Consider the following 24,069-nt stretch of genomic DNA (forward strand, 5'->3'; position numbering starts at 1 on the left):
CGATGCGCAACGACACACAGGCCCTACGCCAAGGAATTATCAGATGTCGCCTTCCTTTCTCCGTCTGCTATTGGCGCCGTTGTTCGGACTCTGCCTGAGCGCCGGTGCCGCGCCACTGAATGAAGCGCTCAAACCATTGCCGGCGGTGCCCCAACAGAATCCGCTGCAGGTCGAACTCGGTCGTCAGCTGTTCAATGAACCGCGCTTGTCGGTCGACAGCTCACTGTCCTGCGCCAGTTGCCATCGACTGGAAAACGGCGGCGCCGACAACAAGGCGTTTTCCATCGGTTTCGCCGGCCTTCCGTTGACGATCAACACCCCCAGCGTGTTCAACGCCAGCCTGAACTTCCGGCAATTCTGGAACGGCCGCGCCGACACCCTGGAAACCCAGATCCACGGCGTGGTGCAAAGCCCCAGTGAAATGGGCAGTAACTGGGAGCATGTGGTGCAGATGCTGAGCGCCGATCCGGCTTATCAGACCTCGTTCGCCAACGCCTACCCGGACGGCGTGACCATGAACAATGTGCAGAATGCCCTGGCCACCTATGAACGCACGCTGATCAGCGCCAACTCGCGTTTCGACCAATACCTGCAAGGCGATACCGACATTCTCACCCTCGACGAGAAATACGGCTACCAACGCTTCAAGGACTACGGCTGCATCGCCTGCCATCAGGGCGTCAACATCGGCGGCAACATGTTCCAGAAGTTCGGGGTCATGGGCGACTACTTCAAGACTCGGGGCAACCCCACCGAAGCCGACCTGGGCCGTTATCTGGTCACCAAGGACGAAGAGGACCGCAACGTGTTCAAGGTCCCGAGCCTGCGCAACGTCGCCGTGACCGCGCCGTACTTTCACGACGGCTCGGCCAAAACCCTCGAAGAGGCGGTGGATGTGATGTTCAAGTTCCAGCTCGGTCGTATTCCCTCTGCCGACGACAAGACGCTGATCATCAAATTCCTCAAGACCCTGACCGGTGAATGGGGAGGCAAGCCCTTATGAGAATGACTAACCGCCGTAACCTGGCGTTGCTTGGCGTCGTCGCCCTGATGCTGGCTTCGGTGCTGCTGTTCCTGTACCTCAAGTCCAGCTCGAACCAGACGACGACCTACACCGAGTCCCGGGACTTGATCGGCCGGATCAAGCAGCTGAACGCACAATGGGAAACCGAGATCCTCAAGGCCAGGGTCGCCATCAGTCATAACTACGATCCATTGGTCTCACCACTGACCGAGATAACGGACCTTTGGGAGCGGTTCGACACCATGGAGTCGAACCATGGCCGCAACGACTCGCCCATCTGGCGCGCCAGCCATGATGCGTACCTGAGCGCCATTCAGGAAAAGACCCGCTTGGTGGAGCAGTTCAAGTCTCACAACGCCGTGCTGCGCAACTCGCTGGCGTTCCTGCCCACCGCCGAGGACGACATACAGGAACAGCTGGCCCGGTTGGGGGATGTCGACAAACTGCAACTTCAGAACGCCGCCACCGACACGTATGACTTGCTGCTCAGCAGCCTGGAGTTCGCTCAGGTCACCTCCGACGACAGGGCCGCCGACATCCTGCTCGGGCTGAACAAACTGGGGGTGAACAAACAGCGTCTGCCTGAACAGTTCCACAGTCCGATCGATATTATGAGCAACCACATCGCGCTGATCCTGCGTGAGCAGCCGGTGGTCAATCGGTTACTGGAAAACATCGAAGCCGTTCCCGTGGCCGAACGCCTGGACGACATTACCAACCTGCTGAACACCGACCAGCAGCGGACCGACGCGGTGGATCAGCGTTATCACTTCTACATGCTGGTGTTTTCCGTACTGTTGGTGCTGTTGCTGGTGTACCTGGCGATTCACCTGATGCGCAGTTTCACCGTGATCAATCGCGTCAACAAAGCCCTGCAAACCGCCAATGAGGACCTCGAACTGCGCGTTGAAGAGCGCACCCGCGAACTCAAGGATACCCAGAGCGAACTGCTCGACACCGCGCGTCAGGCCGGCATGGCCGAGATCGCCACCAATGTGCTGCACAACGTCGGCAACGTGCTCAACAGCGTGAATATTTCGGCCGACCTGGTGACCCGCAAACTGCGCGCCAGCAAAGCGCAGGGCCTGGGCAAGGCCATGCAGCTGATCAACGAACATCCAGGCGACCTCGGCACCTTTCTGACCGAGGACGCGAAAGGCAAGTTGCTACCGGGTTACCTGAATCAACTGGTGGACGCGATAGCCCTGGAACAACAAGGCATGACCGAAGAACTGGCCCAGCTGACCAAAAGCGTGGACCACATCAAGGACATCGTCGCCACCCAGCAATCCTACGCGGGCGCCAACAGCCTGATGGAACCGCTGCACATCAGCGAATTGCTGGAAGACGCCCTGCGCATGAACTCTGGCGCCCTGACCCGACACCACGTCACGGTGGTCAAGGAGTACAGCGATGTGCCGCGGGTCATGGGTGACAAGCACCGGTTGCTGCTGATCCTGATCAACCTGATCAGCAACGCCAAATACGCCATGTCCGACCTCAGCAACCGCCCGCGGCAAATGACCCTGGGGGTCAAAATCGTCGAAGACAAGACCCTGCAAGTCAGCGTCAAGGACGACGGCGAAGGCATCGCCGAGGAAAACATGACGCGCATCTTTGCCCACGGTTTTACTACCCGCAAGGAAGGCCACGGCTTCGGCCTGCACAGCTGCGCACTGGCCGCCATTGAGATGAATGGCCACCTCACCGCCCATAGCGACGGGCCAGGCAAGGGTGCGCTGTTCACGTTGCAGATCCCGCTGAAAACCGTACCGGAGGAAGCATGAGCGAGCTTTCGAACCGACGCATTCTGCTGATCGATGACACCCTGTCCATTCACGTGGATTTCCGCAAGATCCTCACGCCCATGCCGGAGCAGACCGTCGAACTGGACGAGATGGAGGCCGCGCTGTTTGGCAGCGAAGTGAAATCAACCACTGCGCTGTTCGAGCTGGACTCGGCCTATGGCGGCCAGGAAGGCCTTGGCAAACTGAACGAAGCCTTGCAGGAAAACCGCCCCTACGCCCTGGCCTTCGTCGACATGCGCATGCCTGAGGGCTGGGACGGTGCGCAGACCATCGAACATTTGTGGCAGGCCGACCCGAGCCTGCAGGTGGTGGTGTGCACCGCCTATTCCGACTATTCCTGGGATGAACTGCTCGATCGATTGCAGGCCCATGATCGACTGTTGATCCTGAAAAAGCCGTTCGACAATATCGAAGTCCAGCAGATGGCCAACACCCTGCTGACCAAATGGGACATGACCAAACGGGCCAGCGTGCAGATGGACCATTTAGGGCAAATGGTCGAACGCCGAACCCGACAGTTCACAGAGGCCAGCGTTGAGTTGCAGCGGGAAATCGACGAACGCAAACAGCTGGAAACCCAATTGGTGCAATCGGAAAAACTCGCCTCTCTGGGCCAACTGGCGGCTGGCGTCGCTCATGAAATCAACAACCCCATTGGCTTCATTTCCTCCAACCTCGGCACCCTGGATGGCTACTTCAAACAACTGCAGGAAATGCTCGAAGCCTATCGGGATGCGGAAGAGGCGATCGGCTCCAGCGAGATCGTCGAGCGTTTGCACCAACTGCGCGAACGGGTCGAGCTGGAGTTCCTGCGCGAAGACATTCCGCTGCTGATCAAGGAATCCAAGGACGGCATCAACCGGGTCGGGCAGATCGTCAAGGACCTGAAGGACTTCTCCCGGGTGGACTCCAATCAGGAATGGCAATGGGCCAATCTGCAACAGGGCATCGAATCGACCTTGAACATTGTCGCCAACGAACTCAAGTACAAGGCCGATGTGCTCAAGGAATATCAGGTCCTGCCCGACATCGAATGCCTGCCTTCGCAAATCAATCAGGTGATCATGAACCTGATCGTCAACGCCTCTCAGGCCATCGGCCCGGAGCGTGGCACCATCACCTTGCGCACCGGGCTTGAAGCGGAAACGGTGTGGATCGAAGTCGCAGACACCGGCGCCGGCATTGCGCCGGACTGCCTGCAGAAAATCTTCGACCCGTTCTTCACCACCAAACCGGTGGGCCAGGGGACAGGGCTGGGGTTGTCCCTGTCCTATGGCATCGTGAAAAAACATCGGGGAGATATTACGGTGCGCAGCGAAGTCGGCGTGGGGACCACCTTCAGGGTTGAGCTACCGGTGCGCCAGACAAAACCAGCCGCTTGACCACCATTCAAAATGTGGGAGCGAGCCTGCTCGCGAAGGGGCCATGTCAGTCAACATTGATAGTGACTGACACACCGCCTTCGCGAGCAGGCTCGCTCCCACAGTTTTCTCACCCGTCAGACAATTATGTGGCCTCCTGGAAATCCATCTCCGGTGGCTGGCGACGGAAGCCGCCGGTCAGCACCGCCAGGTACACCACGCCAATCGCCAGCCAGCTCAGGCCCAGATAGATCGCCAGGTGATCGAGGCTGACCATCAGCCACAAATCCGCCGCCAGACCGATAAACGGGAACAGCAGGAACAACACGAATTCACGCAGCCCTTTGTTCTCACCGCCAATCCAGTAGTGAAAGATCACCGACAGGTTCACCAGACTGAACGCCAGGAACGCGCCGAAGTTGATGAACGAGGTCGAGGTGGTGACGTCCAGTTTCAGCGCCAGCAACGCGACCACGGCGCACAGCAGGATGCTGTTGACCGGCGTGCCAAAGCGTTCATGCAAGGTGCCGAAGAACGATTTTGGCAGCACACCGTCGCGGCCCATAGCGAACAACAGCCGCGAGCCGCTGGCCTGCGCCGACAGGCCCGACGCGAACTGGCCGACGATCAGGCCGATCAGGAAGATCGACACGAACAGGTCACCACCAATGTTGCGGGCAATTTCATAGGCCGCCGAGTCGACGCTGTCGAACTGGAACGACGGGTGCGCGATCTGCACGAAGTACGACACACCGACGAAGATCAACCCGCCGATCAGGGTGATCAGCATGATCGCTCGCGGGATGGTGCGGCGCGGGTCGCGGGTTTCTTCGGTCAGGGTGCTGACCGCGTCAAACCCGAGGAATGAATAACAGGCGATGGCTGCACCGCTCATGATCAGCGGCATCTGCATGTCACCGTTGAAGAACGGTTTGACCGACCACAACGGCGTGCTCGCATCGCCACCGACGTAATGAACGCACAGCGCAACGAAGGCGATCAGCACCAGGAACTGCACCAGCATCAGTAACGCGTTGATGCCGTTGGCCAGTTTCAGACCGACGATGTTGATCGCACTGGTGATGCCGATGAACGCCAGCACCCAGATCCACTGCGGCACGGCCGGGAAGGCGGAATTGAGGTAGGCCGCGCCGATCAGCCAGATCGCCATCGGCAGGAACAGGTAGTCGAGCAGCACGGCCCAACCGGCGATGAAACCGAGTTTCGGGCTGATCGCCTTGCGGACATAGCTATAGGCCGAGCCAGCGACGGGAAACGCCGAGGCCATTCGGCCGTAACTCATGGCGGTGAAAAACATCGCCACCAGCGCCGCCAGATAAGCGGCCGGGACCATGCCGGCGGTGGATTGAGCGAGGATGCCAAAAGTGCCGAGCACGATGATCGGCGTCATGTAGGCGATGCCGAACAGCACCACCGAACCCAATGACAGGGTGCGTTGCAAACGAGCCATGAGCGACTACTCCGAATTTATTAGATTTATGGCAGAGCCGAGTTCGGCGCTAAATTTCGGGTGTTTCGTTGTTGTTCTGGTTTTTTGGCCGACAGAGATGTGTCGCCTGTCAGGGCCTCATCGCGAGCAAGCTCGCTCCCACAGTTGTTCTCTGTCGTTCACGAATTTTGTATCCGCTGAAGATCCCCTGTGGGAGCGAGCTTGCTCGCGATGAGGTCAGCACAAACCACAAAGTATCCGGATCATCTCTGAGGAATCATCAGCTCCCGCAACCCACAAGCATGCTCAACAATTTCCCCCGGCAACCGCAGCCGCTGATCATCCAGATACCGATAATCCTGTCGCGCCGCCGTCAGCTGATTCAGGTCCAGCTCCACTGCAAACTGCCCCTCCTCGCGCCCGGCCTCGAACAACAAAGTCCCCAGCGGATCCACCAGCGCACTGCCACCCGCAAACACCAACCCGCCATCGCCCTCTTCCACCCGGTTGACCATCAGCGCAAACGCCTGGTTTTCCTGGGCACGGGCCATGATCGCGGTGCGGTGAGTCGGGCCGTAAGGGTCCATGTTGCCGTTGGTGACGATCAGCAGTTCGGCCCCCAATTGCGCCAGGGCCCGGGCGGTTTCCGGGAATTCGATGTCGTAGCAAATCAGCAGGCCAACGCGCACACCGTTCCACTCACACGTGGCGTAACGGTCTCCGGCCTCGAACACACCACGATCCGACGCCCACAGGTGCGTCTTGCGATATTTCAGTGCGATGCCTTCGGGGGTGATCAGCAGCGTGGTGTTGTAGAAGCAGCCGTTGTCGTTCTCGGCCATGCCGATCACCACGGCGATGTTGCGTTCACGGGCCGCAGCCAGCACCGCGCTGACGGTCGGACCGTCCAGCGGTTCGGCGGTTTCGGCCAACGCCTCAAGGGACGGGAAGCCCATCAGGTGGGTTTCGGGAAACACGATCAACTGCGTATCGGCAGCACAGGCAGCCATCGCCTTCAAAGCGCGTTCGAGGTTGTAAGCCGTGTCGTTGTCACGGCCCGCCAACTGGGCGAGTTCGACTTTCATGGGTATTCCTTGTTCTTGACCAGGCTGGTAGAAAGATTGCCCGGTCGGTGTCTGTGCGCCAGTATGCGCAGCAAGCCACCGGCCGGGAAATCACGCCGCCGGGGTAACCCGATAGGGGTAGAGGCATGACACTTTCGTTAGACGACATCGCGTGGCACCGCTCGGTCGGGCAACTGATCGATGCCCTGGACAAGCCCAATTTCTGGACGCAGCTGGTACGGTTGCTGGATCAGTACGTGACCTTCGACAGCTGGGTGGCGCTGCTTTTCAGCGCCGATCAGCACCCGCAAGTGTTCGCCGAATGCCCGGGCGCGGACGGCAGTCCCGATCAGTTGTTCCAGGATTACCTGCGCGGTTTGTACCTGCTCGATCCGTTCTACATCGCCTGTCGCGAGCAGTCGCGCACCGGGCTCTATCGCCTGTCGGAAGTGGCGCCGGAGCATTTCGAGCTGACCGAGTATTACCAGCGCTACTTTCGTCTGAATGTGGTCGCCGACGAAATCCAGTTCAATTGCCAGCTCGAAGGCGACCGCACGCTGTGCCTGTCACTGGGCAGCAAGCAACGTTTCAGCGGCCAGCAGATTGCCTTGCTGTCGCTGATCCAGCCCTGGGTGCTCGGCCTGTTGCGCCAGCGCCTGCCCTACGAAATCAACGAAGTCGTGGCCCTCGCGCCAGCACCGCCGCAAGTCGACTGGCGCGTGCAGCTGGAGGCGTCGGTGCAACAACTCAAAGGCGCGCAATTGACCGCTCGGGAGCTGGATGTCGGGCGTTTGATGCTCAGCGGTTGCTCCAGTAAAGAAATCGCCCGTAAGCTGGAAATCTCTGTCGAAACCGTGAAAGTCCATAAGAAACACATGTACAGCAAACTGGGGATCAAATCCCAGTCAGAACTGTTTTCGATTTTTCTCCAGGCACAAAATGCCTGACCGCCCGGTGGGATGCTTTTCGCTTTTACTGTGGGAGCGAGCTTGCTCGCGATAGCGCTCTGTCTGCTACATCAATGTTGACTGGTCGGCCGCCATCGCGAGCAAGCTCGCTCCCACAGTGATGTGTGTCAGGTACTCCACGGTGTTTAACACAACCGAGTCCGAACCCAAGGAAACCGTATGAGCCTGTCACTCCTGAGCCGCTACGCCTTCTTTGCCGTCTGTGTGATGTTTACTCTCGCCAGCCTGCCCTTCCTGGAGCACGACTGGCTCTGGCCGATCACCGCCGTCACCGGCATTCTCAGCCTCGTGGGCCTGTTCGATCTGCTGCAAAGCCCTCACGCCGTGCGCCGTAATTACCCGATCCTCGGCAACATCCGCTATCTGGTGGAGGGTATTCGCCCGGAAATCCGCCAGTACCTGCTCGAGTCCGACAGCGACGCCCTGCCCTTCTCCCGGGCTCAGCGTTCGCTGGTCTATTCACGGGCCAAGAACGAAAGCGCCGACAAACCTTTCGGCACGTTGATCGATGTGTATCAGTCGGGTTTCGAATTCATCGGCCATTCCATGCGCCCGGCGCCGTTGAGCGACCCGAGCAGTTTCCGGGTAACGGTCGGCGGCCCGCAGTGCACGCAGCCGTACTCGGCGTCGGTGTTCAACATCTCGGCCATGAGCTTCGGCTCCCTCAGCGCCAACGCCATTCGCGCGCTGAACCAGGGGGCGAAACTTGGCAACTTCGCCCACGACACCGGCGAAGGCAGCATCAGCGCCTATCATCGGGAAAACGGCGGCGACCTGACCTGGGAACTCGGCAGCGGCTACTTCGGCTGCCGCACCGCTGACGGGCGCTTCGACCCTGAACGCTTCGCAGCACAAGCGCAGACACCCCAAGTGCGGATGATCGAAATCAAGATGAGCCAAGGCGCCAAGCCCGGTCATGGCGGGATTCTGCCCAAGCACAAGGTCACCAAGGAAATCGCCGAAACCCGCGGCATCCTGATGGGCGAAGATTGCATCTCGCCGTCGCGGCACAGCGCGTTTTCCACGCCGGTTGAACTGATGCACTTCATCCAGCAGCTGCGCGAACTGTCCGGCGGCAAACCGGTGGGCTTCAAGTTTTGCCTGGGCCATCCGTGGGAATTCATGGGCATCGCCAAGGCCATGCTGGAAACCGGCATCCTCCCCGACTTCATCGTGGTCGATGGCAAGGAAGGCGGCACTGGCGCCGCGCCCGTGGAATTCACCGACCACATTGGTGTGCCGATGCGCGAAGGCCTGCTGTTCGTGCACAACACGCTCGTCGGCCTGAACCTGCGAGACAAAATCAAACTCGGCGCCAGCGGCAAGATCGTCAGCGCCTTCGACATTGCCAGCGTCCTGGCCATCGGCGCCGACTGGGCCAACTCGGCGCGCGGCTTCATGTTCGCCATCGGCTGCATCCAGTCGCAAAGCTGTCACACCAACAAATGCCCGACCGGCGTCGCCACCCAGGACACCCTGCGCCAACGCGCACTCGTCGTCCCGGACAAGGCCCAACGCGTCTTCAACTTCCACCGCAACACGCTCAAGGCGTTGGCCGAAATGCTTGCCGCTGCAGGGTTGGAACATCCTTCGCAATTGTCGGCCAAGCATTTGGTACGGCGCATGTCGGCAACCGAGATCAAATTGTTCTCGCAGCTGCATGTGTTCTTGAAACCGGGGGAATTGTTGACCGGTGAAGTGAATGGCGAGTTTTACTCGCGGATGTGGCAGATGGCGCGGGCGGACAGTTTTGAGCCGAATGAGGTGGCTGCCGCGTAAACAACGTTTGAACGCCAATCTCATCGGGAGGTTGGGATTACATCAAGGAAGAACACCATGCTGAAAGTCATCGCTCGGGATTTCATCAAACCCGAACACATTGAAACCGTTCGCCCGTGGTACGCCGAACTGGTCGAGAAGACTCGACTGGGGCCTGATTGCATCGCTTACGACTTATTCATCGATCAAAAAGATCCCGGGCACTTTATCTTCATCGAACAATGGCCGAATCAGGCGGCGCTGGATGCTCATTGCCAGTCGGAGCATTTTCGGCGGCTGGTACCGCAGATCAACGCTTACCAGGCCAGGGATTGCATTGTCGTGCGGATGGATGCGTTCTGACGCCCGCCGTCACCAGTGCAGCGCCTTAATCGGCGCTGGCTCTTTCATGACAATAAAACCGTAATCCCCCAGCAGATAAATTCGGTAGTACAGGTTCTCCACCACCGGTGGATAACCCTGATAACCCACCCTCGTCGCGTTACGTCGCTCCTTCTCCGCAACGACGTTGGTGATGCCCACTTTCGGCAGGTTCTCGGCCAGCATGAAGAAGTCGATGTTCAGCAGATAGTGCAGCACCGGCATTTGCTTGAACGAGCCCGCCGCCCCCCGCAGCCAGTGATCGGAATAGGTCACTGACATGTAGATGCGCTTGGCCTCGAGCAGCTGTCGATTCGACGCGATATCGTGTTCAAGACTTAACAACGCGCTGGCCGCGAAGGCTTTCTGCACGGTCAGCACCCGCCCATAGGCGTACGACAGCGAAAGCATCGCCAGCAGTGGAACCATCAACAACAGCGACAACCGCTGGTGGATTCGTGCCAGCGCCAGATGGCTCAAATAGAACAACAGCACCAACAGAACCGCGAAGCCCATCAGGGTCCTGGCGCCTTCATTGAAGTCCCGGAAAAACAGCGCCATACCCGACACCAGTAAGGTCACTACCGGTAATGCCAGCACACAGATCAGGCCGATCAGCATTTTGTTCGCTGTGCTGTCCTGACGCGCCACGACGTTGAGCCCCAGGCGAACTGCGCCAGCAATGGCACACAGCAACAACCCCGCGAACACCCAGGCAAATCCGCCGTGAAACAGCAGCACGACTTTTTCCAGCACTCTGGCGATGTTGACGTGCAGTTGCAGCAACGGCTCCGCGGCCCAGTTCAGCAGCAGGGTGCGATTCTGCTGAGTGAACGGATAAGCACTGACGGCGTAAATCAGGCAGCCCAGGAAGGCCTGAGCGATTTTCCAGCCGATCAACTCGCACCACTTCGGCCAGGCCAGTTTGTCATTGGCGCCCCTGAGCACTTCGAGGCAACACAACCCGAGAAACACATTGAAGCTCACCTGATACAGCCCTATCGCCAAGGCAACCAGGAAGGACGGCACCAGCCACTGCTGAATGCGCGAGGGGGGACGAATGGTGATCGCATAGATGACCGCCACCACGCTCAAAGCCATGGCGGGTCCGTCGTATTGATAAGACAGGTTTTGCAGAAAGAACGGGTTGTACCAGAGCGGCAACGGCACCAGGCAGCAAGCAATCGTCGGTTGCGGGTAGTAATGAAACGTCAGACTGGTCAACGCCGCGGCCATGGCCAACGAGGCGATCAACAGTGGCAGCGGAAAGATGTTCGGCGCGGCATTGCTGAAGGTCAGCAGGTTGTAGAACAGCTCGGTGAATAACCGTCCCTGCTCCGCCCAGGCCGAACCGGCCGCGGCCGACAACGATCGCCAGTTGTCGTCGATATACGGATAGTCCGCAAGGATCAGCGGCACCACATACACAAAGGTCGCCAACAGAAAAAACAGCCAGACTTGCCGACGCCCGAGTTCCTTGCTGAAAAAGTCGCTGAACCTGCCCATGCTAAATTCCGAGCCGGTCTTTGCCGCCGACGACGTCTTTCACCACATAGCGCGGCCGATGCTTGGCCTCGATGTAAATGCGGCCGACGTACTCACCGAGGATGCCGATGCCGATCAGTTGCACGCCGCCGAGAAACAGAATGGCCGTCATCAACGACGGGTAACCGGGGACGCTGTTGCCGAAGAAAATCTTGTCCAGCACCATGTACACCGCGTAGAGCACTGCGAAAATCGAAATGCCACCGCCGACGTAAGTCCATAGGCGCAACGGCACCGTACTGAAGGAGGTCACGCCTTCCAGCGCCAGGTTCCAGAGCTTCCAGCCATTGAACTTGCTGGTGCCCGCCACTCGCTCAGCTCGCTCGTACTCCACCACCACGGTGTTGAATCCGGCCCATGACAGCACGCCCTTCATGAACAACTGGTGCTCGGGAAGCGCACGAATCACGTTAACCACCTTGCGATCCATCAGCCGGAAATCCCCGACGTTTTCTTCGATGCGGGTGTAAGCGATACGGTTCAGCACACGGTAGAACAGCGACGCGCTGTGGCGTTTCAGGTAACTGTCGGCGGTGCGATCCCGGCGCTTGGCGAGCACCACATCCGCGCCTTTTTGCCATTCGCCAATCAACCGCGGGATGACGCTGATCGGGTCCTGCAAATCGACATCCATGGGAATCACCGCATCGCCGGTGGCATATTCCAGGCCGGCGAACAACGCTGGTTCCTTGCCGAAGTTGCGCGAGAAGTTGATCAGCAATACCTGTTCATCGACCTGCGCCAGGGCCTTGACCTCCTCAGCCGTCCGGTCGGAACTGCCATCGTTGATGAACACGATTTCGATCTCAGCCTGGTCAAGCCTCAACTCGCGACGCACGGCCTGATAAAACAGGCTGATCGCCTGTTCTTCATTGAATACCGGAACGATCAACGAGACTTTCATGCGTTACGCTCGCGAAAGACCACGTACTTTGAAAACAGAAAGCCAAGCACCAGGCTCAATGCCGAAAAGATAGCCACCGTCAGCAGGCCGTGAAGTCTCCACACGTCGCCTGCATGGCCGACGCCCAGACTCAGCGCCCCCATGGCTCCCAAGAATAGAAGATAACCGCCGACTGACGCCTTGGCATCGAAGGTGTACAGCGCGTTCATGTAGAAGGAAAACGAGGCAGCCACGCAGAAGGCAGCCAGGTTACTGACCGCCTGACTGAGGCCGGCCCCCACGCTCAGCAGGAAGAAGATTTGCCAGTGGATCAGCGTGTTGGCGACCCCGACCACCGTGTAGCTGGAAAATCCTTTCCACAAAAGCTTCATGGTGACCCTCCTGTTTCACGTCATAAAATTTTGAACCTGTCTACTGTCAGAAATCACAGGTCTGAGCGCCTTTCAGACCAGCGGTTAAGGCTTTCCTCACGCCAGGAGACATCCCGTAATATCCCGGTTTTGCAATTACCTGCGAATCACGCCACCCTGCGCGCCGCCGATATGCGGCGCGCAACCTTTGGCGCCTTCGGCTACTCCTTATTCTCAACACCCGTTCACGAGCCCGCCGTCATGACGTTTGAGCGCGATCACCGAATCGACTTTTTTCGCGGCCTGGCACTGATCTTCATTTTTTGGGATCACGTGCCTCACAACCCCCTTGGCCAAATCACCCTGCGCAATGTCGGTTTCAGCGATGCCGCAGAAATATTCGTGTTTCTCGCCGGCTACGCGGCCGTTCTGGCCTACGGCAAAATCCTTGCGCGCGATGGCTACCTGATCGCCTGCGTGAAGATTCTGCGGCGCGCCTGGGTGCTCTACGTGGTCCATATTTTCCTGCTGGCCATGCTGATGGGCATCGTGTTCTTCGCCAACAGCCATGTGGAAACCCGCGATCTGGTGGAGGAAATGGGCCTGCATCACTTCATCACCAACCCCCAGCAAGCGTTGACGGATGAGTTACTGCTGCGCTTCAAACCGAACCTGATGGACCCGCTGCCGTTGTACATCGTGCTGTTGGCGGGATTGCCACTGGTCCTGCCGTTGCTGGTGCGCAAGCCGTGGGCGGTCGTGGCGGTGTCATTGGCGGTGTACTTGCTGGCACCGCGGTTTGGCTGGAACCTTGCGGCCATCAAGGACGGTGTGTGGTACTTCAACCCCGTCACCTGGCAACTGCTGTTTATCCTCGGCGGCTTTGCGGCGATTCACGGGCTGCGGCCACGGTTGCCCGACACTCGCCCGCTGTTGCGCCAGCCCTTGTTTGTCAGCGCGGCGGTGTACGTGGTGGTGACCGGCGTGATTACTGTCTCCTGGCGCTGGCCGGAAATACACGATGCCCTGATGCCGGCCCGCCTGAGCAACCTGCTGTACCCGATCAGCAAGACCGATCTGTCGCCGGTCCGTCTGCTGCACTTCCTGGCGCTGGCTTATGTCACCGCCAGGCTCTTGCCCGGCAACGGCTGGACGCAAAACTGGCTGGCGCAGCAATGCTGCCGCATGGGGCGCTACTCACTGGAAGTTTTCTGCCTCGGCGTGCTGTTGGCGCCCTTGGCGGACATGCTCAACGCCCTGACCGACGATGCGTTTGCCATGCAGGTTTTCACAGCGTTGGTGGGTGCCGGGGTGATGGCGTTGCTGGGGGCGTGGCTGGACTTCAATAAACGCCTGAATCGATCAGTGCAAACCGCCACAGCCTGAAATGCAAAAGCCCCGGCCAATGGACCGGGGCTTTTCCATTTCAGGCGTTACGCCTTACGAAGCCGAACGCACCGCACCCTGTGACACATTGGTCGGTTGCAGCTTGAACACATAGAACAACACCGTCAGCAGGACCAGGAACGCCGGGCCCACATACAGCGCCACGCGAGTGTCCGGGAAGTACGCCATCAGGCCGACCACCAGCACCAAAAACGCCAGCGCCAGATACGAGCTGACCGGGTACAACCACATCTTGTATTTCAGGCCGGCACACTCGCTGGCGCTCAGGCCTTTGCGGAACTTGAGCTGGGCCAGCAGGATCATCACCCAGGTCCAGATCGCGCCGAAGGTGGCAATCGCCGTCACCCAGACGAACACTTTCTCAGGCACCAGGTAGTTGAGCAGCACGCCCAGCAACAAGGCACCGATCGACAGCAGCAAGGCGCGACGCGGCACGCCGTTGTTCGAGGTCTTGGCGAAACCGGCCGGGGCCTGACCGTTCTGCGCCAGACTGTAGAGCATGCGCCCGGTACTGAAGATGCCACCGTTGCAGGACGACAGTGCTGCGGTGATCACCACGAAGTTGATGATGCCGGCGGCAGTCTTGATACCCAGACGCTCGAAGGTCATCACGAACGGGCTGCCCTGGGTGCCGATTTCGTTCCACGGGTAGATCGACAGGATCACGAACAGCGCGCCGACGTAGAACAGCAGAATCCGCCAGAACACCGAGCCGATCGCATTGGGAATGGTTTTCTGCGGGTTCTTCGCTTCACCGGCGGTCAGGCCGATCATCTCGACGCCGAGGTAGGCGAACATCACCATTTGCAGGGACATCAACACGCCTTGCACGCCGTTGGGCATGAAGCCGCCGTGCGCCCAGAGATTGGAAACCCCCAGCGCCACGCCGTCGTTGCCGAAGCCGAACGCGATCACGCCGATCCCGCCAACCACCATTGCAATGATGGTGACGATCTTGATCAGGGCGAACCAGAATTCGAACTCACCGAAGGCTTTCACCGCGATCAGGTTGATCGAGCCCATGCTGATCAACGCGGCGAGCGCCCAGATCCAGCGCGGCACATCGGGAAACCAGACGCCCATGTACACCGCCACCGCGGTGATTTCCGCAACGCAGGTCACCAGCCACAGGAACCAGTAATTCCAACCGGTCAGGAAGCCCGCCAATGGGCCGAGATAGTCTTGAGCATAACGGCTGAAGGAGCCGGCGACCGGGTTGTGCACCGCCATCTCGCCGAGGGCGCGCATGATCACCAGGATCGCCAGACCGCCGATGATGTAAGACAGCATGATTGCCGGACCGGCCATCTCGATGGCCTTGGCCGAACCGAGGAACAGACCGACGCCGATACAGGCACCGAGTGCCATCAAGCGAATATGCCGTTCGCCGAGTTCGCGTTTGAGCGGGCCGCCTTGAGCGGTCTCGCCATTGGGCAGGTGATTGCCTGGCATAGGGGTACAACCTCGTCTTGTTATTGGATATGACCACCGAGTGTCGAAGCGCTGACCGGTAAGCCAATGCTTTTCTGAAACCGAGCCTGCTTCGTGGGCAAACCCGTCTTGTAGGACAAAACCTGCAAGATCAGCGGGGCGTGCAGTATAAAAAGCTTCCCGCAGGGTTTTTCACTCTATAAACCACAACATTCAGCGAGAACTCTCGGGAAAAGCGCGGTTTGCGGAGGGGCATTACCTGCCTTAAGTAGGATTATTCGACAATGAAACGGCGCGGAGTATTGCACGGTAATGGTGCATCGTCATGCCCCTATCCAGCCTGCATTCGCATGGAGATGGCTCTAGCTCAAACCTTTCAGGCGACTCAACCTCTGTGGCGAGGGGATTTATGTGGCGAGGGGACGCTGGATACAGCGCCCGGGTAAGGGTGCGAGTTTGCAGGTCGTGGTCGGGCCGATGGCAGACAGCATTGCCGATGAGATTCGCTTGGCGATGCCTGCGTTGGGGCGCATCGCGAGCAAGCTTGCTCCCACAAAAAGCAAAGCAGTGCATACCCGTCTCGCTCCTCACCACTCAACAGGCCGAGCGTTAGCTCGCCTGCAGCTCTTGACCTTGATCCACCCGCCCCCTCGGGAGGCTGAGTGGAGGCGTTCATCTGGGGGGTAGGCGCGCAGCGCCGTTCGACGAAGTCGAACACATCGAGAGGAGGTCGAAGCGAAGCCGACCGGAGGCGATGCCCCCAGATGAATGCCGGAACGAAGGAACGCCGAGCCTAAGCGAGGGGCCGGACGCTCGGGGCGAGCCTTTTTTTGCTTACTTTATTTTGGCGTTTCCCTCCGTGTCAGGCTACCTGTCGCCCTTGTTGATTGACTCAATCATTCAAGAGGGCGAAGGTGCATAACAATGTCCAAAATGGGCAAGCGATACGAAAGCGACTTCAAAGACTGGGTCGTTCTGCAAATGATGCCGCCCCTCAATCGATCAGTGGCAGAACTTGCCGTTGCGCTCAATCTCACGCCACAGTCACTGCGAAACTGGAGGCAAATGGCTAGAGATAAGGGCTTGATCGTTCCGGGAAACGGCAAGACCAGTGATCAATGGTCAAGCGCCGATAAATTCAATGCGGTCATGGAAACCGCGCCATTGAGCGAGGTTGAGATCTCTCAGTACTGCCGAATCAAGGGCATTTACCCTGAGCAAATCCAACAGTGGCGAGTGGCTTGCCAAAACGCCAATCCGGTTGTTGATCTCAACTCTCGAACCTCCAAGACAGCTGAGGAACGGCGCATCAAAGTACTTGAGCGTCAACTGATCCAGTCTGATGCCGGTCGTGCGGAGGCGGTGGCCTTGCTGGAGCTCAGAAAAAAAGCCAATGCGATCTGGGGCAAGGACAAGGAAGACTGATCAACGCCTCTGATCGTACGCACGCCATGAAGTTGATTGCAGACGCGGTGCTGAATGGTGCTCGTCGATATCGAGCCTGTAATGAGCTGGGGCTGAGCCTGCGAACAGTTCAACGCTGGCGACACGCTGACTGTGATGGGCGACTGCTGGCTCAGCGGGCAATGCCGACGAACAAGCTCAGTGAGGCAGAGCGCCAAGCGGTTCTTGATGCTGCCAATCAGGCTGGCTACGCCAGCCTCACCCCGCACCAAATCGTTCCTAAGCTGGCTGATAAAGGCATCTATCTGGCTTCGGAGTCGACGTTTTATCGTGTGTTAAAAGCCGCCAATCAAAACGTGCGTCGTGGCCGTACCAAAGCCCCAAAACGCAGGGTGCTGACGACGCATCGCGCTGACGCTCCCAATCAAGTGTGGTGTTGGGATATCACTTGGCTGCCCAGCACTGTCAAAGGTCGTTTTTTCTACTGGTACATGGTCAAGGATGTCTTCAGCCGCAAGCTGGTTGCCAATGAAGTGCATGAGGTTGAATGCGCTGAACACGCGTGTGAGCTGCTCAGAAAAGGATGCTTACGTGAACACACAGCAGGTCGTCCGTTGGTGCTGCACTCGGATAACGGCCACGTTATGAGAGGCTCTTTGTTACGTGAAAGCATGATAGCCCTGGGCGTCGAACCCTCTTTTAGCCGGCCAAGGGTGAGCAATGATAACGCCTATGCCGAGGCACTTTTTCGCACCGCAAAGTACTGCCCACTCTGGCCGGATCAACCATTTGATACGGTCACGGAAGCAAGGCTTTGGGTACAGAAATTTATCGAGTGGTACAACGAAGATCACCGCCACAGTGCTTTGAAATACGTGACACCAAACGAACGCCACGAAGGCAAAGCTACAGCTTTATTAAAAGCTAGAGCAGCGCTGTATGAAGATGCGAGGGAAGCTAATCCGAGCCGCTGGAGTACTCGGACACGGAACTGGAAGCTCGCAGATGCGGTGTATTTAAACCCGGAACGCCCTGAAATTAGGGGCGCAACGGGCTAACAACTGTAGGAGCAAGGCGACAGGTACCTTGACACGTACCGGTTTGAAAAAAAAGTGAGTCGCCGTAAGGGCGAAACCCTAAGTGGCCGTTACCGCAGAAATGGATATGTACTCCACCTCTCTCCAAATCGCGGACAAAAAAAACCCGCCAAACACTGTTCAGCGGGTTTCTCATTTCAGCGGCAGGCAGATCAAAAATCCTCCAACCGCCACACTTCATAAGCCGGCGTCTCATAGGGATGACTCTGCTTCAGAGCCATCACCACAGAACGAATCAACTCATCCGCCACGACAAGCTCAACCTTCCATTCCTCAACCTGCTCGACCTGCCCCGCTTCACCAATAAACGGCTGACTGCCATCCAATGGACGAAACTGGCCGAGGCCGAGCACTTGCCAGGCGCAATGGTCATAAGCGCCGATCCGTCCGCCACCGGCGGCGAATACGGCACTTTTGACCTGTTCCACATGACTGGCCGGAACAAAAAAGGAAAGCTTATACATAGCCTTCAGTTAACCCGCTCTTAGTTAACCCAAACACGAGCATTACGGAACATACGCATCCAAGGCGCGTCTTCGTTCCAGTCTTCCGAACGCCACGAGTTCTGCACCGCGCGGAACACACGCTCCGGGTGAGGCATCATGATCGTCACGCGACCGTCGCGGCTGGTCAAACCGGTGATCCCGCGCGGCGAGCCGTTCGGGTTGGCCGGGTAGCTTTCGGTGACCTTGCCGTGGTTGTCGACAAAGCGCATCGCCACACAACCCGACAGATCAGCTTCCAGCAACGCTTCTTCGCTGGCGAACTCGGCATGACCTTCACCGTGAGCAATAGCGATCGGCATACGCGAACCGGCCATGCCTTGCAGGAAGATCGAGTTCGATTCCTGGACCTGAACCATCGCCACACGGGCTTCGAACTGCTCGGAACGGTTGCGCACAAAGTGCGGCCAGAACTCGCTGCCCGGGATCAGCTCGTGCAGGTTGGACATCATCTGGCAACCGTTGCACACGCCGAGGGTGAAGCTGTCGTTACGTTCGAAGAAGCCCTGGAACGCATCGCGAGCGCGGCTGTTGAACAGCGCGGACTTGGCCCAGCCTTCGCCGGCACCCAGTACGTCGCCGTAGGAGAAACCGCCGCAAGCGACCAGACCTTTGAACTCGTTCAGGTCGACACGGCCGGCCAGAATGTCGCTCATGTGCACGTCGATCGCGTTGAAACCAGCGCGGTCGAACGCGGCCGCCATTTCCACCTGACCGTTGACGCCCTGCTCACGCAGCACGGCAACCTGTGGGCGGATGCCTTTCTTGATGTAAGGCGCGGCGACGTCCTGGTTGACGTCGTAGCTCAGCTTGACGCTCAGGCCCGGGTTGTCTTCTTCCAGCAGAACGTCGAACTCTTGTTCGGCGCAGTCGGCGTTATCACGCAGACGCTGGATCTGGTAGCTGGTTTCAGCCCACTGACGTTGCAGCAGACGACGCTGACCTTCGAACACGGTTTCGCCGTTGAAGGTAATGCTGATCTGGCCGTTGTTCATCGGCTGACCGATCACCGATACGCAGTCACCCAAACCGGCAGCGCTGAACTGCGCGAGGATGTCTGGAGTAGCGTCCTGGCGAACCTGGATCACGGCGCCCAGTTCTTCGTTGAACAGGATTGCAGCGATGTCGGCGGAGGTTTCTGCCAGACCGTCGAGGTTCAGGCTCAGACCGCAATGGCCGGCGAAAGCCATTTCCACGGTGCTGGTCAGCAGACCACCGTCGGAACGGTCGTGGTAAGCCAGCAGGTGACCGTCGGCGTTGAGGCCCTGTATCACGGCGAAGAAGGCTTTGAGGTCTTCGGCGTCGTCGACATCCGGTGCTTGCGAGCCGAGCTTGCCGTGAACCTGGGCCAGGATCGAGGCGCCCATGCGGTTTTGGCCACGGCCCAGATCGATCAGGATCAGGTCGGTGGTGCCCTTGTCCATGCGCAGTTCCGGCGTCAGGGTCTGACGGATGTCAGCCACAGGCGCAAAACCGGTCACGATCAGGGACATCGGCGAGGTCACGGTCTTGTCGACGCCCTCGTCGTTCCAGCGCGTGGCCATGGACATGGAGTCCTTGCCCACCGGAATGGTGATACCGAGGTCCGGGCACAATTCCATGCCGACCGCTTTCACGGTGTCATACAGACGCGCGTCTTCACCCGGGTGACCGGCAGCGGACATCCAGTTGGCCGACAGTTTGATGTCGGAGATTTTGTTGATGCGCGAAGCCGCGATGTTGGTCAGGGTTTCGCCGATGGCCATACGGCCCGACGCCGGAGCGTCCAGCAGAGCCAGCGGAGTACGCTCGCCCATGGCCATGGCTTCACCGGTGTACACGTCGAAGCTGGTGGCGGTGACGGCAACGTCGGCTACCGGAACCTGCCACGGGCCGACCATCTGATCACGGGCCACGAGGCCGGTGATGGTGCGGTCACCGATGGTGATCAGGAAGCTTTTGCTCGCAACGGCCGGGTGATGCAGGACGCGTTCAACGCAGTCTGCGATCTCCAGGGTCGACGGATCGAAATCGTCGCCCATTTCGTTTTCACGAACGGCCGAACGGTGCATGCGCGGGGCTTTGCCCAGCAGCACTTCCAGTGGCATGTCCACCGGGCTGTTGCCGAAGTGACTGTCGGTGACCGTCAGTTGCGGCTCGGCAGTGGCTTCGCCGACGACGGCAAACGGGCAACGCTCGCGTTCGCAGATCGCCTGGAAGCGTTCGAAGTCAGCCGGGCCGACCGCCAGAACGTAGCGTTCCTGGGATTCGTTACTCCAGATTTCGTGCGGGGCCATGCCCGGCTCGTCGTTTGGAATGTTGCGCAGTTCGAAGCGACCGCCACGGTTGCCATCGTTGACCAGTTCCGGGAAGGCGTTGGACAGACCGCCCGCGCCGACGTCGTGGATGAAGCTGATCGGGTTGTGTTCGCCCAACTGCCAGCAACGGTCGATGACTTCCTGGCAGCGACGTTCCATCTCAGGGTTTTCGCGCTGTACGGAAGCGAAGTCCAGGTCGGCCGAGCTGGTGCCGGTGGCCATGGAGGAAGCCGCGCCGCCGCCCAGTCCGATCAACATGGCTGGACCGCCGAGCACGATCAGCTTGGAGCCAACGATGATCTCGCCTTTCTGCACGTGTTCGGCACGGATGTTACCCATACCGCCGGCCAGCATGATCGGCTTGTGGTAACCGCGAACTTCGTCGCCACGCGGGGTGGTGATCGACTGTTCGAAGGTACGGAAGTAACCGGTCAGGGCCGGACGACCGAATTCGTTGTTGAACGCGGCACCACCCAGTGGGCCTTCGATCATGATGTCCAGCGCAGTGACGATGCGCTCAGGCTTGCCGTACGGCACTTCCCACGGCTGTTCGAAACCCGGGATTTGCAGGTTGGACACGGTGAAGCCGGTCAGGCCAGCCTTTGGCTTGGCACCGCGACCGGTTGCGCCTTCGTCGCGAATCTCGCCACCGGAACCAGTGGACGCGCCCGGGAACGGGGCAATCGCGGTCGGGTGGTTGTGAGTTTCGACTTTCATCAGGATGTGCACCGGTTCCTGCACCGCGCCGTACTGGCGGGTTTCAGGGTCCGGGAAGAAACGACCGGCGACGTTGCCGACGATCACCGAAGCGTTGTCCTTATAAGCCGACAACACGCCTTCGCTGTGCATCACGTAGGTGTTCTTGATCATGCCGAACAGGCTTTTTTCCTGGCTCTGACCGTCGATGTCCCAACTGGCGTTGAAGATCTTGTGACGGCAGTGCTCGGAGTTCGCCTGGGCGAACATCATCAGTTCGATGTCGTGCGGGTTGCGCTTCAAGCCGACGAAGGCATTGACCAGATAGTCGATCTCGTCTTCGGCCAGGGCCAGGCCCAGCTCGGTGTTGGCTTTTTCCAGCGCGGCGCGGCCGCCACCCAACACGTCGATCGCGGTCAGCGGTTTCGGCTCGGCATGACTGAACAGGCCGGCGGCTTGTTCAAGGTTGCCGAGGACGATCTGGGTCATGCGGTCGTGCAGCGCATCGGAGATCAGTTGCGCTTCGGCGTCGCTGAACTGGCCGGCGACGTAGAACGCGATGCCACGTTCAAGACGCTGGATTTTCGTCAGGCCACAGTTGCGAGCGATGTCGCTGGCTTTACTGGACCATGGCGAGATGGTGCCGAACCGCGGCAACACCAGGAACAGACGACCGGTTGGCTCTTGTACCGGAACACTTGGGCCGTACTTCAGAAGGCGCGCGAGCACCTGCTGTTCGTCGCCGGTCAGGACGCCGGTAACTTCGGCGAAGTGAGCGAATTCAGCATACAAGCCGCTGACAGCCGGGACCTTCTGGCTCAGTTGCTCAAGGAGTTTGCTGTGGCGAAAGGCAGAAAGGGCAGGAGCGCCGCGCAGGATCAACATCTTCGGGACAGCCTCGGGAAGGGGTGTGCTTTGAGGCCGTGCATTCTAGCCTAAACAGGCCGCGACATCACCCGAAACGGTACGGGCGGCTGCACCCGGGCGTCGGGCCGGGTGTTCGGACCTCGAACAGGCGCGCGCCGAGCGTTATTTTTTCTGTCACAAAATGCTGCTCGGGCCCATTCCTGCGGGCTCCGGAGCGGTTTTCAGTTGCCTAGCAGACAAGCCCTTCGCTGTCGAGATATGGCGCTCGTGGTCCTTTGCGTATACTGCGCAGATGTTTTCCCCAACGGCTTTGCGTCCGCGGTTCGCCAAATGGCTGATCGCAACCGGACTCTTCCTGGTGCTCGGTGGCTGTGTTGATAAACCCAACACGCTGGAGCGCGTAAAGGAGGATGGCGTGCTGCGGGTGGTTACCCGTAACAGCCCCGCCACCTACTTTCAGGATCGCAACGGTGAAACCGGCTTCGAATACGAGCTGGTGAAGCGCTTCGCCGACGATCTGGGGGTGGAACTCAAAATCGAAACCGCCGACAACCTCGACGACCTGTTTAATCAGGTGGGCAAACCCAACGGCCCGGTGATCGCTGCTGCCGGCCTGGTCAGCAGCGAAGCACGTAAAAAGCAGGTGCGGTTTTCCCACTCCTATCTCGAAGTCACCCCACAGATCATCTATCGCAACGGCCAATCCCGGCCGACCGACGCGAAGGATCTGGTGGGCAAGAAGATCATGGTGCTCAAGGGCAGCACCCACGCCGAGCAGTTGGCGGAGCTGAAAAAGAAATTTCCCGGCATTGAATACGAAGAGTCCGACGCCGTTGAAGTCGTCGACTTGCTGCGGATGGTCGATGAAGGTCAGATCGATCTGACCCTGGTCGATTCAAACGAAGTCGCGATGAACCAGGTCTACTTCCCCAACATACAAGTGGCCTTCGACCTCGGTGATGCCAGCAACCAGAGCTGGGCGGTGGCCGCTGGCGACGACAACAGCTTGCTCAACGAGATCAACGACTACCTCGACAAGGTGAAGAAAAACGGCACCTTGCAACGTCTGAAAGACCGCTATTACGGGCACGTCGACGTACTGGGTTACATGGGCGCCACCACCTTCGCCCAACACTTGCAGCAACGTCTGCCCAAATACGAACAGCACTTCAAGGCGTACGCCAAGAAAGAGAAAGTCGATTGGCGCCTGCTGGCCGCAGTCGGCTATCAGGAATCGCTATGGCAACCGGCCGTCACATCGAAGACCGGCGTGCGTGGCCTGATGATGCTGACCCAGAACACCGCGCAGGCCATGGGTGTGTCCAACCGACTGGACCCCAAACAAAGCATCATGGGTGGCGCCAAGTACCTGGCCTACATGAAGGATCAGCTGGATGAGTCGATCCAGGAGCCGGATCGCACATGGTTTGCACTGGCAGCCTACAACGTTGGCAGCGGCCACTTGGATGACGCGCGCAAACTGGCGGCCAAGGAAGGATTGAACCCGGACAAGTGGCTGGACGTGAAAAAGATCCTGCCGCGCCTGTCCGAGAAGAAGTGGTTCAGCAAAACCCGTTACGGCTACGCCCGTGGCGGCGAACCCGTTCACTTCGTGGCGAACATCCGCCGCTACTACGACATCCTGACGTGGGTGACCCAGCCGCAACTGGAAGGCAATCAGGTCGCCGAGGGCAACCTGCATGTGCCGGGGGTCGACAAGACCAAGCCGAATCCAGAAACCCCTCAGCTTTAAC

Annotated in this window: 17 protein-coding genes and 2 pseudogenes; 11 read left to right on the forward strand and 8 right to left on the reverse strand. The window is 59.0% G+C overall.

Features of this window, described 5'->3' with window-relative positions:
- The first annotated feature begins 43 nt into the window (after positions 1-43).
- The 4 genes and pseudogenes from AC3IUE_RS26635 to AC3IUE_RS26650 all read left to right on the forward strand — a co-directional run bounded on the left by AC3IUE_RS26635 (position 44) and on the right by AC3IUE_RS26650 (position 4,214).
- Positions 44-1,003, forward strand: coding sequence for a cytochrome-c peroxidase (locus tag AC3IUE_RS26635; RefSeq protein ID WP_489264239.1), 960 nt, complete (start codon positions 44-46; stop codon positions 1,001-1,003).
- Entirely contained in the window at positions 1,000-2,811 is a 1,812-nt protein-coding gene (locus AC3IUE_RS26640; protein ID WP_489264240.1) for a DAHL domain-containing protein, read from the forward strand. The genes AC3IUE_RS26635 and AC3IUE_RS26640 overlap by 4 nt, the downstream gene beginning before the upstream one ends.
- Before the next feature lie 590 nt (positions 2,812-3,401).
- A pseudogene (locus AC3IUE_RS26645) lies at positions 3,402-3,488 on the forward strand (hypothetical protein); the annotation flags it as partial.
- 57 nt (positions 3,489-3,545) lie between these two features.
- The gene (locus AC3IUE_RS26650; RefSeq protein WP_489268961.1) at positions 3,546-4,214 is read left to right on the forward strand and encodes an ATP-binding protein; all 669 of its coding nucleotides are present in this window, start codon (positions 3,546-3,548) and stop codon (positions 4,212-4,214) included.
- A gap of 124 nt (positions 4,215-4,338) precedes the next feature.
- Here the strand turns inward: AC3IUE_RS26650 and AC3IUE_RS26655 are convergent, their stop codons facing one another.
- Together AC3IUE_RS26655 and AC3IUE_RS26660 are read right to left on the reverse strand one after the other, a co-directional pair.
- A complete protein-coding gene (locus tag AC3IUE_RS26655; RefSeq protein ID WP_123369261.1) occupies positions 4,339-5,664 on the reverse strand; it encodes an APC family permease in 1,326 nt (441 codons plus the stop codon).
- Positions 5,665-5,906: 242 nt separating this feature from the next.
- Positions 5,907-6,728: a carbon-nitrogen hydrolase family protein gene (locus AC3IUE_RS26660; RefSeq protein WP_489264241.1), complete on the reverse strand. Its 822-nt coding sequence runs from the start codon at positions 6,726-6,728 to the stop codon at positions 5,907-5,909.
- A gap of 125 nt (positions 6,729-6,853) precedes the next feature.
- Between AC3IUE_RS26660 and AC3IUE_RS26665 the strand changes: the two genes are divergently transcribed.
- From AC3IUE_RS26665 to AC3IUE_RS26675, 3 genes are all read left to right on the forward strand, one after another.
- The gene (locus AC3IUE_RS26665; protein ID WP_008147857.1) at positions 6,854-7,654 is read left to right on the forward strand and encodes a helix-turn-helix transcriptional regulator; all 801 of its coding nucleotides are present in this window, start codon (positions 6,854-6,856) and stop codon (positions 7,652-7,654) included.
- 180 nt (positions 7,655-7,834) lie between these two features.
- Positions 7,835-9,454 carry an FMN-binding glutamate synthase family protein gene (locus AC3IUE_RS26670; protein WP_489264242.1) on the forward strand — a complete coding sequence of 540 codons (1,620 nt, stop codon included), beginning with the start codon at positions 7,835-7,837 and terminating at the stop codon, positions 9,452-9,454.
- A 57-nt stretch (positions 9,455-9,511) separates the two neighbouring features.
- Positions 9,512-9,796 (forward strand): putative quinol monooxygenase, encoded by a 285-nt coding sequence (locus tag AC3IUE_RS26675; protein WP_489264243.1) that lies wholly within the window; start codon positions 9,512-9,514, stop codon positions 9,794-9,796.
- A 9-nt stretch (positions 9,797-9,805) separates the two neighbouring features.
- On the opposite strand, the gene AC3IUE_RS26680 is transcribed toward AC3IUE_RS26675, so the two are convergent.
- The 3 genes from AC3IUE_RS26680 to AC3IUE_RS26690 are packed head-to-tail and all read right to left on the reverse strand — an operon-like array spanning position 9,806 to position 12,634.
- Entirely contained in the window at positions 9,806-11,320 is a 1,515-nt protein-coding gene (locus AC3IUE_RS26680; RefSeq protein WP_489264244.1) for a glucosyltransferase domain-containing protein, read from the reverse strand.
- 1 nt (position 11,321) lies between these two features.
- On the reverse strand, positions 11,322-12,263 hold the full coding sequence (locus AC3IUE_RS26685; RefSeq protein ID WP_489264245.1) for a glycosyltransferase family 2 protein: 942 nt from the start codon (positions 12,261-12,263) through the stop codon (positions 11,322-11,324).
- A complete protein-coding gene (locus tag AC3IUE_RS26690; protein ID WP_056742044.1) occupies positions 12,260-12,634 on the reverse strand; it encodes a GtrA family protein in 375 nt (124 codons plus the stop codon). Before AC3IUE_RS26690 ends, AC3IUE_RS26685 begins: the two co-directional genes overlap by 4 nt.
- Positions 12,635-12,874: 240 nt before the next feature.
- Between AC3IUE_RS26690 and AC3IUE_RS26695 the strand changes: the two genes are divergently transcribed.
- The gene (locus tag AC3IUE_RS26695; RefSeq protein WP_489264246.1) at positions 12,875-13,999 is read left to right on the forward strand and encodes an OpgC family protein; all 1,125 of its coding nucleotides are present in this window, start codon (positions 12,875-12,877) and stop codon (positions 13,997-13,999) included.
- Positions 14,000-14,053: 54 nt separating this feature from the next.
- Here the strand turns inward: AC3IUE_RS26695 and AC3IUE_RS26700 are convergent, their stop codons facing one another.
- Positions 14,054-15,472 (reverse strand): amino acid permease, encoded by a 1,419-nt coding sequence (locus AC3IUE_RS26700; RefSeq protein ID WP_056742046.1) that lies wholly within the window; start codon positions 15,470-15,472, stop codon positions 14,054-14,056.
- A 408-nt stretch (positions 15,473-15,880) separates the two neighbouring features.
- On the opposite strand from AC3IUE_RS26700, the pseudogene AC3IUE_RS26705 reads away from it, so the two are divergent.
- Positions 15,881-15,970: pseudogene (locus tag AC3IUE_RS26705) on the forward strand (hypothetical protein); the annotation flags it as partial.
- 414 nt (positions 15,971-16,384) lie between these two features.
- A protein-coding gene (locus AC3IUE_RS26710) for an IS3 family transposase (RefSeq protein ID WP_185752810.1) occupies positions 16,385-17,913 on the forward strand; the annotation gives its coding sequence in 2 pieces (ribosomal slippage) (positions 16,385-16,826 and positions 16,826-17,913; 1,530 coding nt in all).
- Between the two features lie 191 nt (positions 17,914-18,104).
- Here the strand turns inward: AC3IUE_RS26710 and AC3IUE_RS26715 are convergent.
- Positions 18,105-18,416, reverse strand: a complete 312-nt coding sequence (locus AC3IUE_RS26715) for an NGG1p interacting factor NIF3 (protein WP_489264247.1) — start codon at positions 18,414-18,416, stop codon at positions 18,105-18,107.
- Positions 18,417-18,436: 20 nt separating this feature from the next.
- Positions 18,437-22,333, reverse strand: a complete 3,897-nt coding sequence (purL, locus tag AC3IUE_RS26720) for a phosphoribosylformylglycinamidine synthase (protein WP_489264248.1) — start codon at positions 22,331-22,333, stop codon at positions 18,437-18,439.
- Between the two features lie 274 nt (positions 22,334-22,607).
- On the opposite strand from purL, the gene mltF reads away from it, so the two are divergent.
- Positions 22,608-24,068, forward strand: a complete 1,461-nt coding sequence (gene mltF / locus AC3IUE_RS26725) for a membrane-bound lytic murein transglycosylase MltF (protein ID WP_489264249.1) — start codon at positions 22,608-22,610, stop codon at positions 24,066-24,068.
- The last annotated feature ends 1 nt before the right edge of the window (position 24,069 follow it).

The organism is Pseudomonas sp. GL_093, from assembly GCF_057837605.1.

What these genes read in the sequence shown, in the direction of transcription:
- AC3IUE_RS26635 (WP_489264239.1), top strand. Translation starts at nt 44, where the DNA reads ATGTCGCCTTCCTTTCTCCGTCTGCTATTGGCGCCGTTGTTCGGACTC.
- AC3IUE_RS26640 (WP_489264240.1), top strand. Translation starts at nt 1,000, where the DNA reads ATGAGAATGACTAACCGCCGTAACCTGGCGTTGCTTGGCGTCGTCGCC.
- AC3IUE_RS26650 (WP_489268961.1), top strand. Translation starts at nt 3,546, where the DNA reads ATGCTCGAAGCCTATCGGGATGCGGAAGAGGCGATCGGCTCCAGCGAG.
- AC3IUE_RS26655 (WP_123369261.1), bottom strand. Translation starts at nt 5,664, where the DNA reads ATGGCTCGTTTGCAACGCACCCTGTCATTGGGTTCGGTGGTGCTGTTC.
- AC3IUE_RS26660 (WP_489264241.1), bottom strand. Translation starts at nt 6,728, where the DNA reads ATGAAAGTCGAACTCGCCCAGTTGGCGGGCCGTGACAACGACACGGCT.
- AC3IUE_RS26665 (WP_008147857.1), top strand. Translation starts at nt 6,854, where the DNA reads ATGACACTTTCGTTAGACGACATCGCGTGGCACCGCTCGGTCGGGCAA.
- AC3IUE_RS26670 (WP_489264242.1), top strand. Translation starts at nt 7,835, where the DNA reads ATGAGCCTGTCACTCCTGAGCCGCTACGCCTTCTTTGCCGTCTGTGTG.
- AC3IUE_RS26675 (WP_489264243.1), top strand. Translation starts at nt 9,512, where the DNA reads ATGCTGAAAGTCATCGCTCGGGATTTCATCAAACCCGAACACATTGAA.
- AC3IUE_RS26680 (WP_489264244.1), bottom strand. Translation starts at nt 11,320, where the DNA reads ATGGGCAGGTTCAGCGACTTTTTCAGCAAGGAACTCGGGCGTCGGCAA.
- AC3IUE_RS26685 (WP_489264245.1), bottom strand. Translation starts at nt 12,263, where the DNA reads ATGAAAGTCTCGTTGATCGTTCCGGTATTCAATGAAGAACAGGCGATC.
- AC3IUE_RS26690 (WP_056742044.1), bottom strand. Translation starts at nt 12,634, where the DNA reads ATGAAGCTTTTGTGGAAAGGATTTTCCAGCTACACGGTGGTCGGGGTC.
- AC3IUE_RS26695 (WP_489264246.1), top strand. Translation starts at nt 12,875, where the DNA reads ATGACGTTTGAGCGCGATCACCGAATCGACTTTTTTCGCGGCCTGGCA.
- AC3IUE_RS26700 (WP_056742046.1), bottom strand. Translation starts at nt 15,472, where the DNA reads ATGCCAGGCAATCACCTGCCCAATGGCGAGACCGCTCAAGGCGGCCCG.
- AC3IUE_RS26715 (WP_489264247.1), bottom strand. Translation starts at nt 18,416, where the DNA reads ATGTATAAGCTTTCCTTTTTTGTTCCGGCCAGTCATGTGGAACAGGTC.
- purL (WP_489264248.1), bottom strand. Translation starts at nt 22,333, where the DNA reads ATGTTGATCCTGCGCGGCGCTCCTGCCCTTTCTGCCTTTCGCCACAGC.
- mltF (WP_489264249.1), top strand. Translation starts at nt 22,608, where the DNA reads ATGTTTTCCCCAACGGCTTTGCGTCCGCGGTTCGCCAAATGGCTGATC.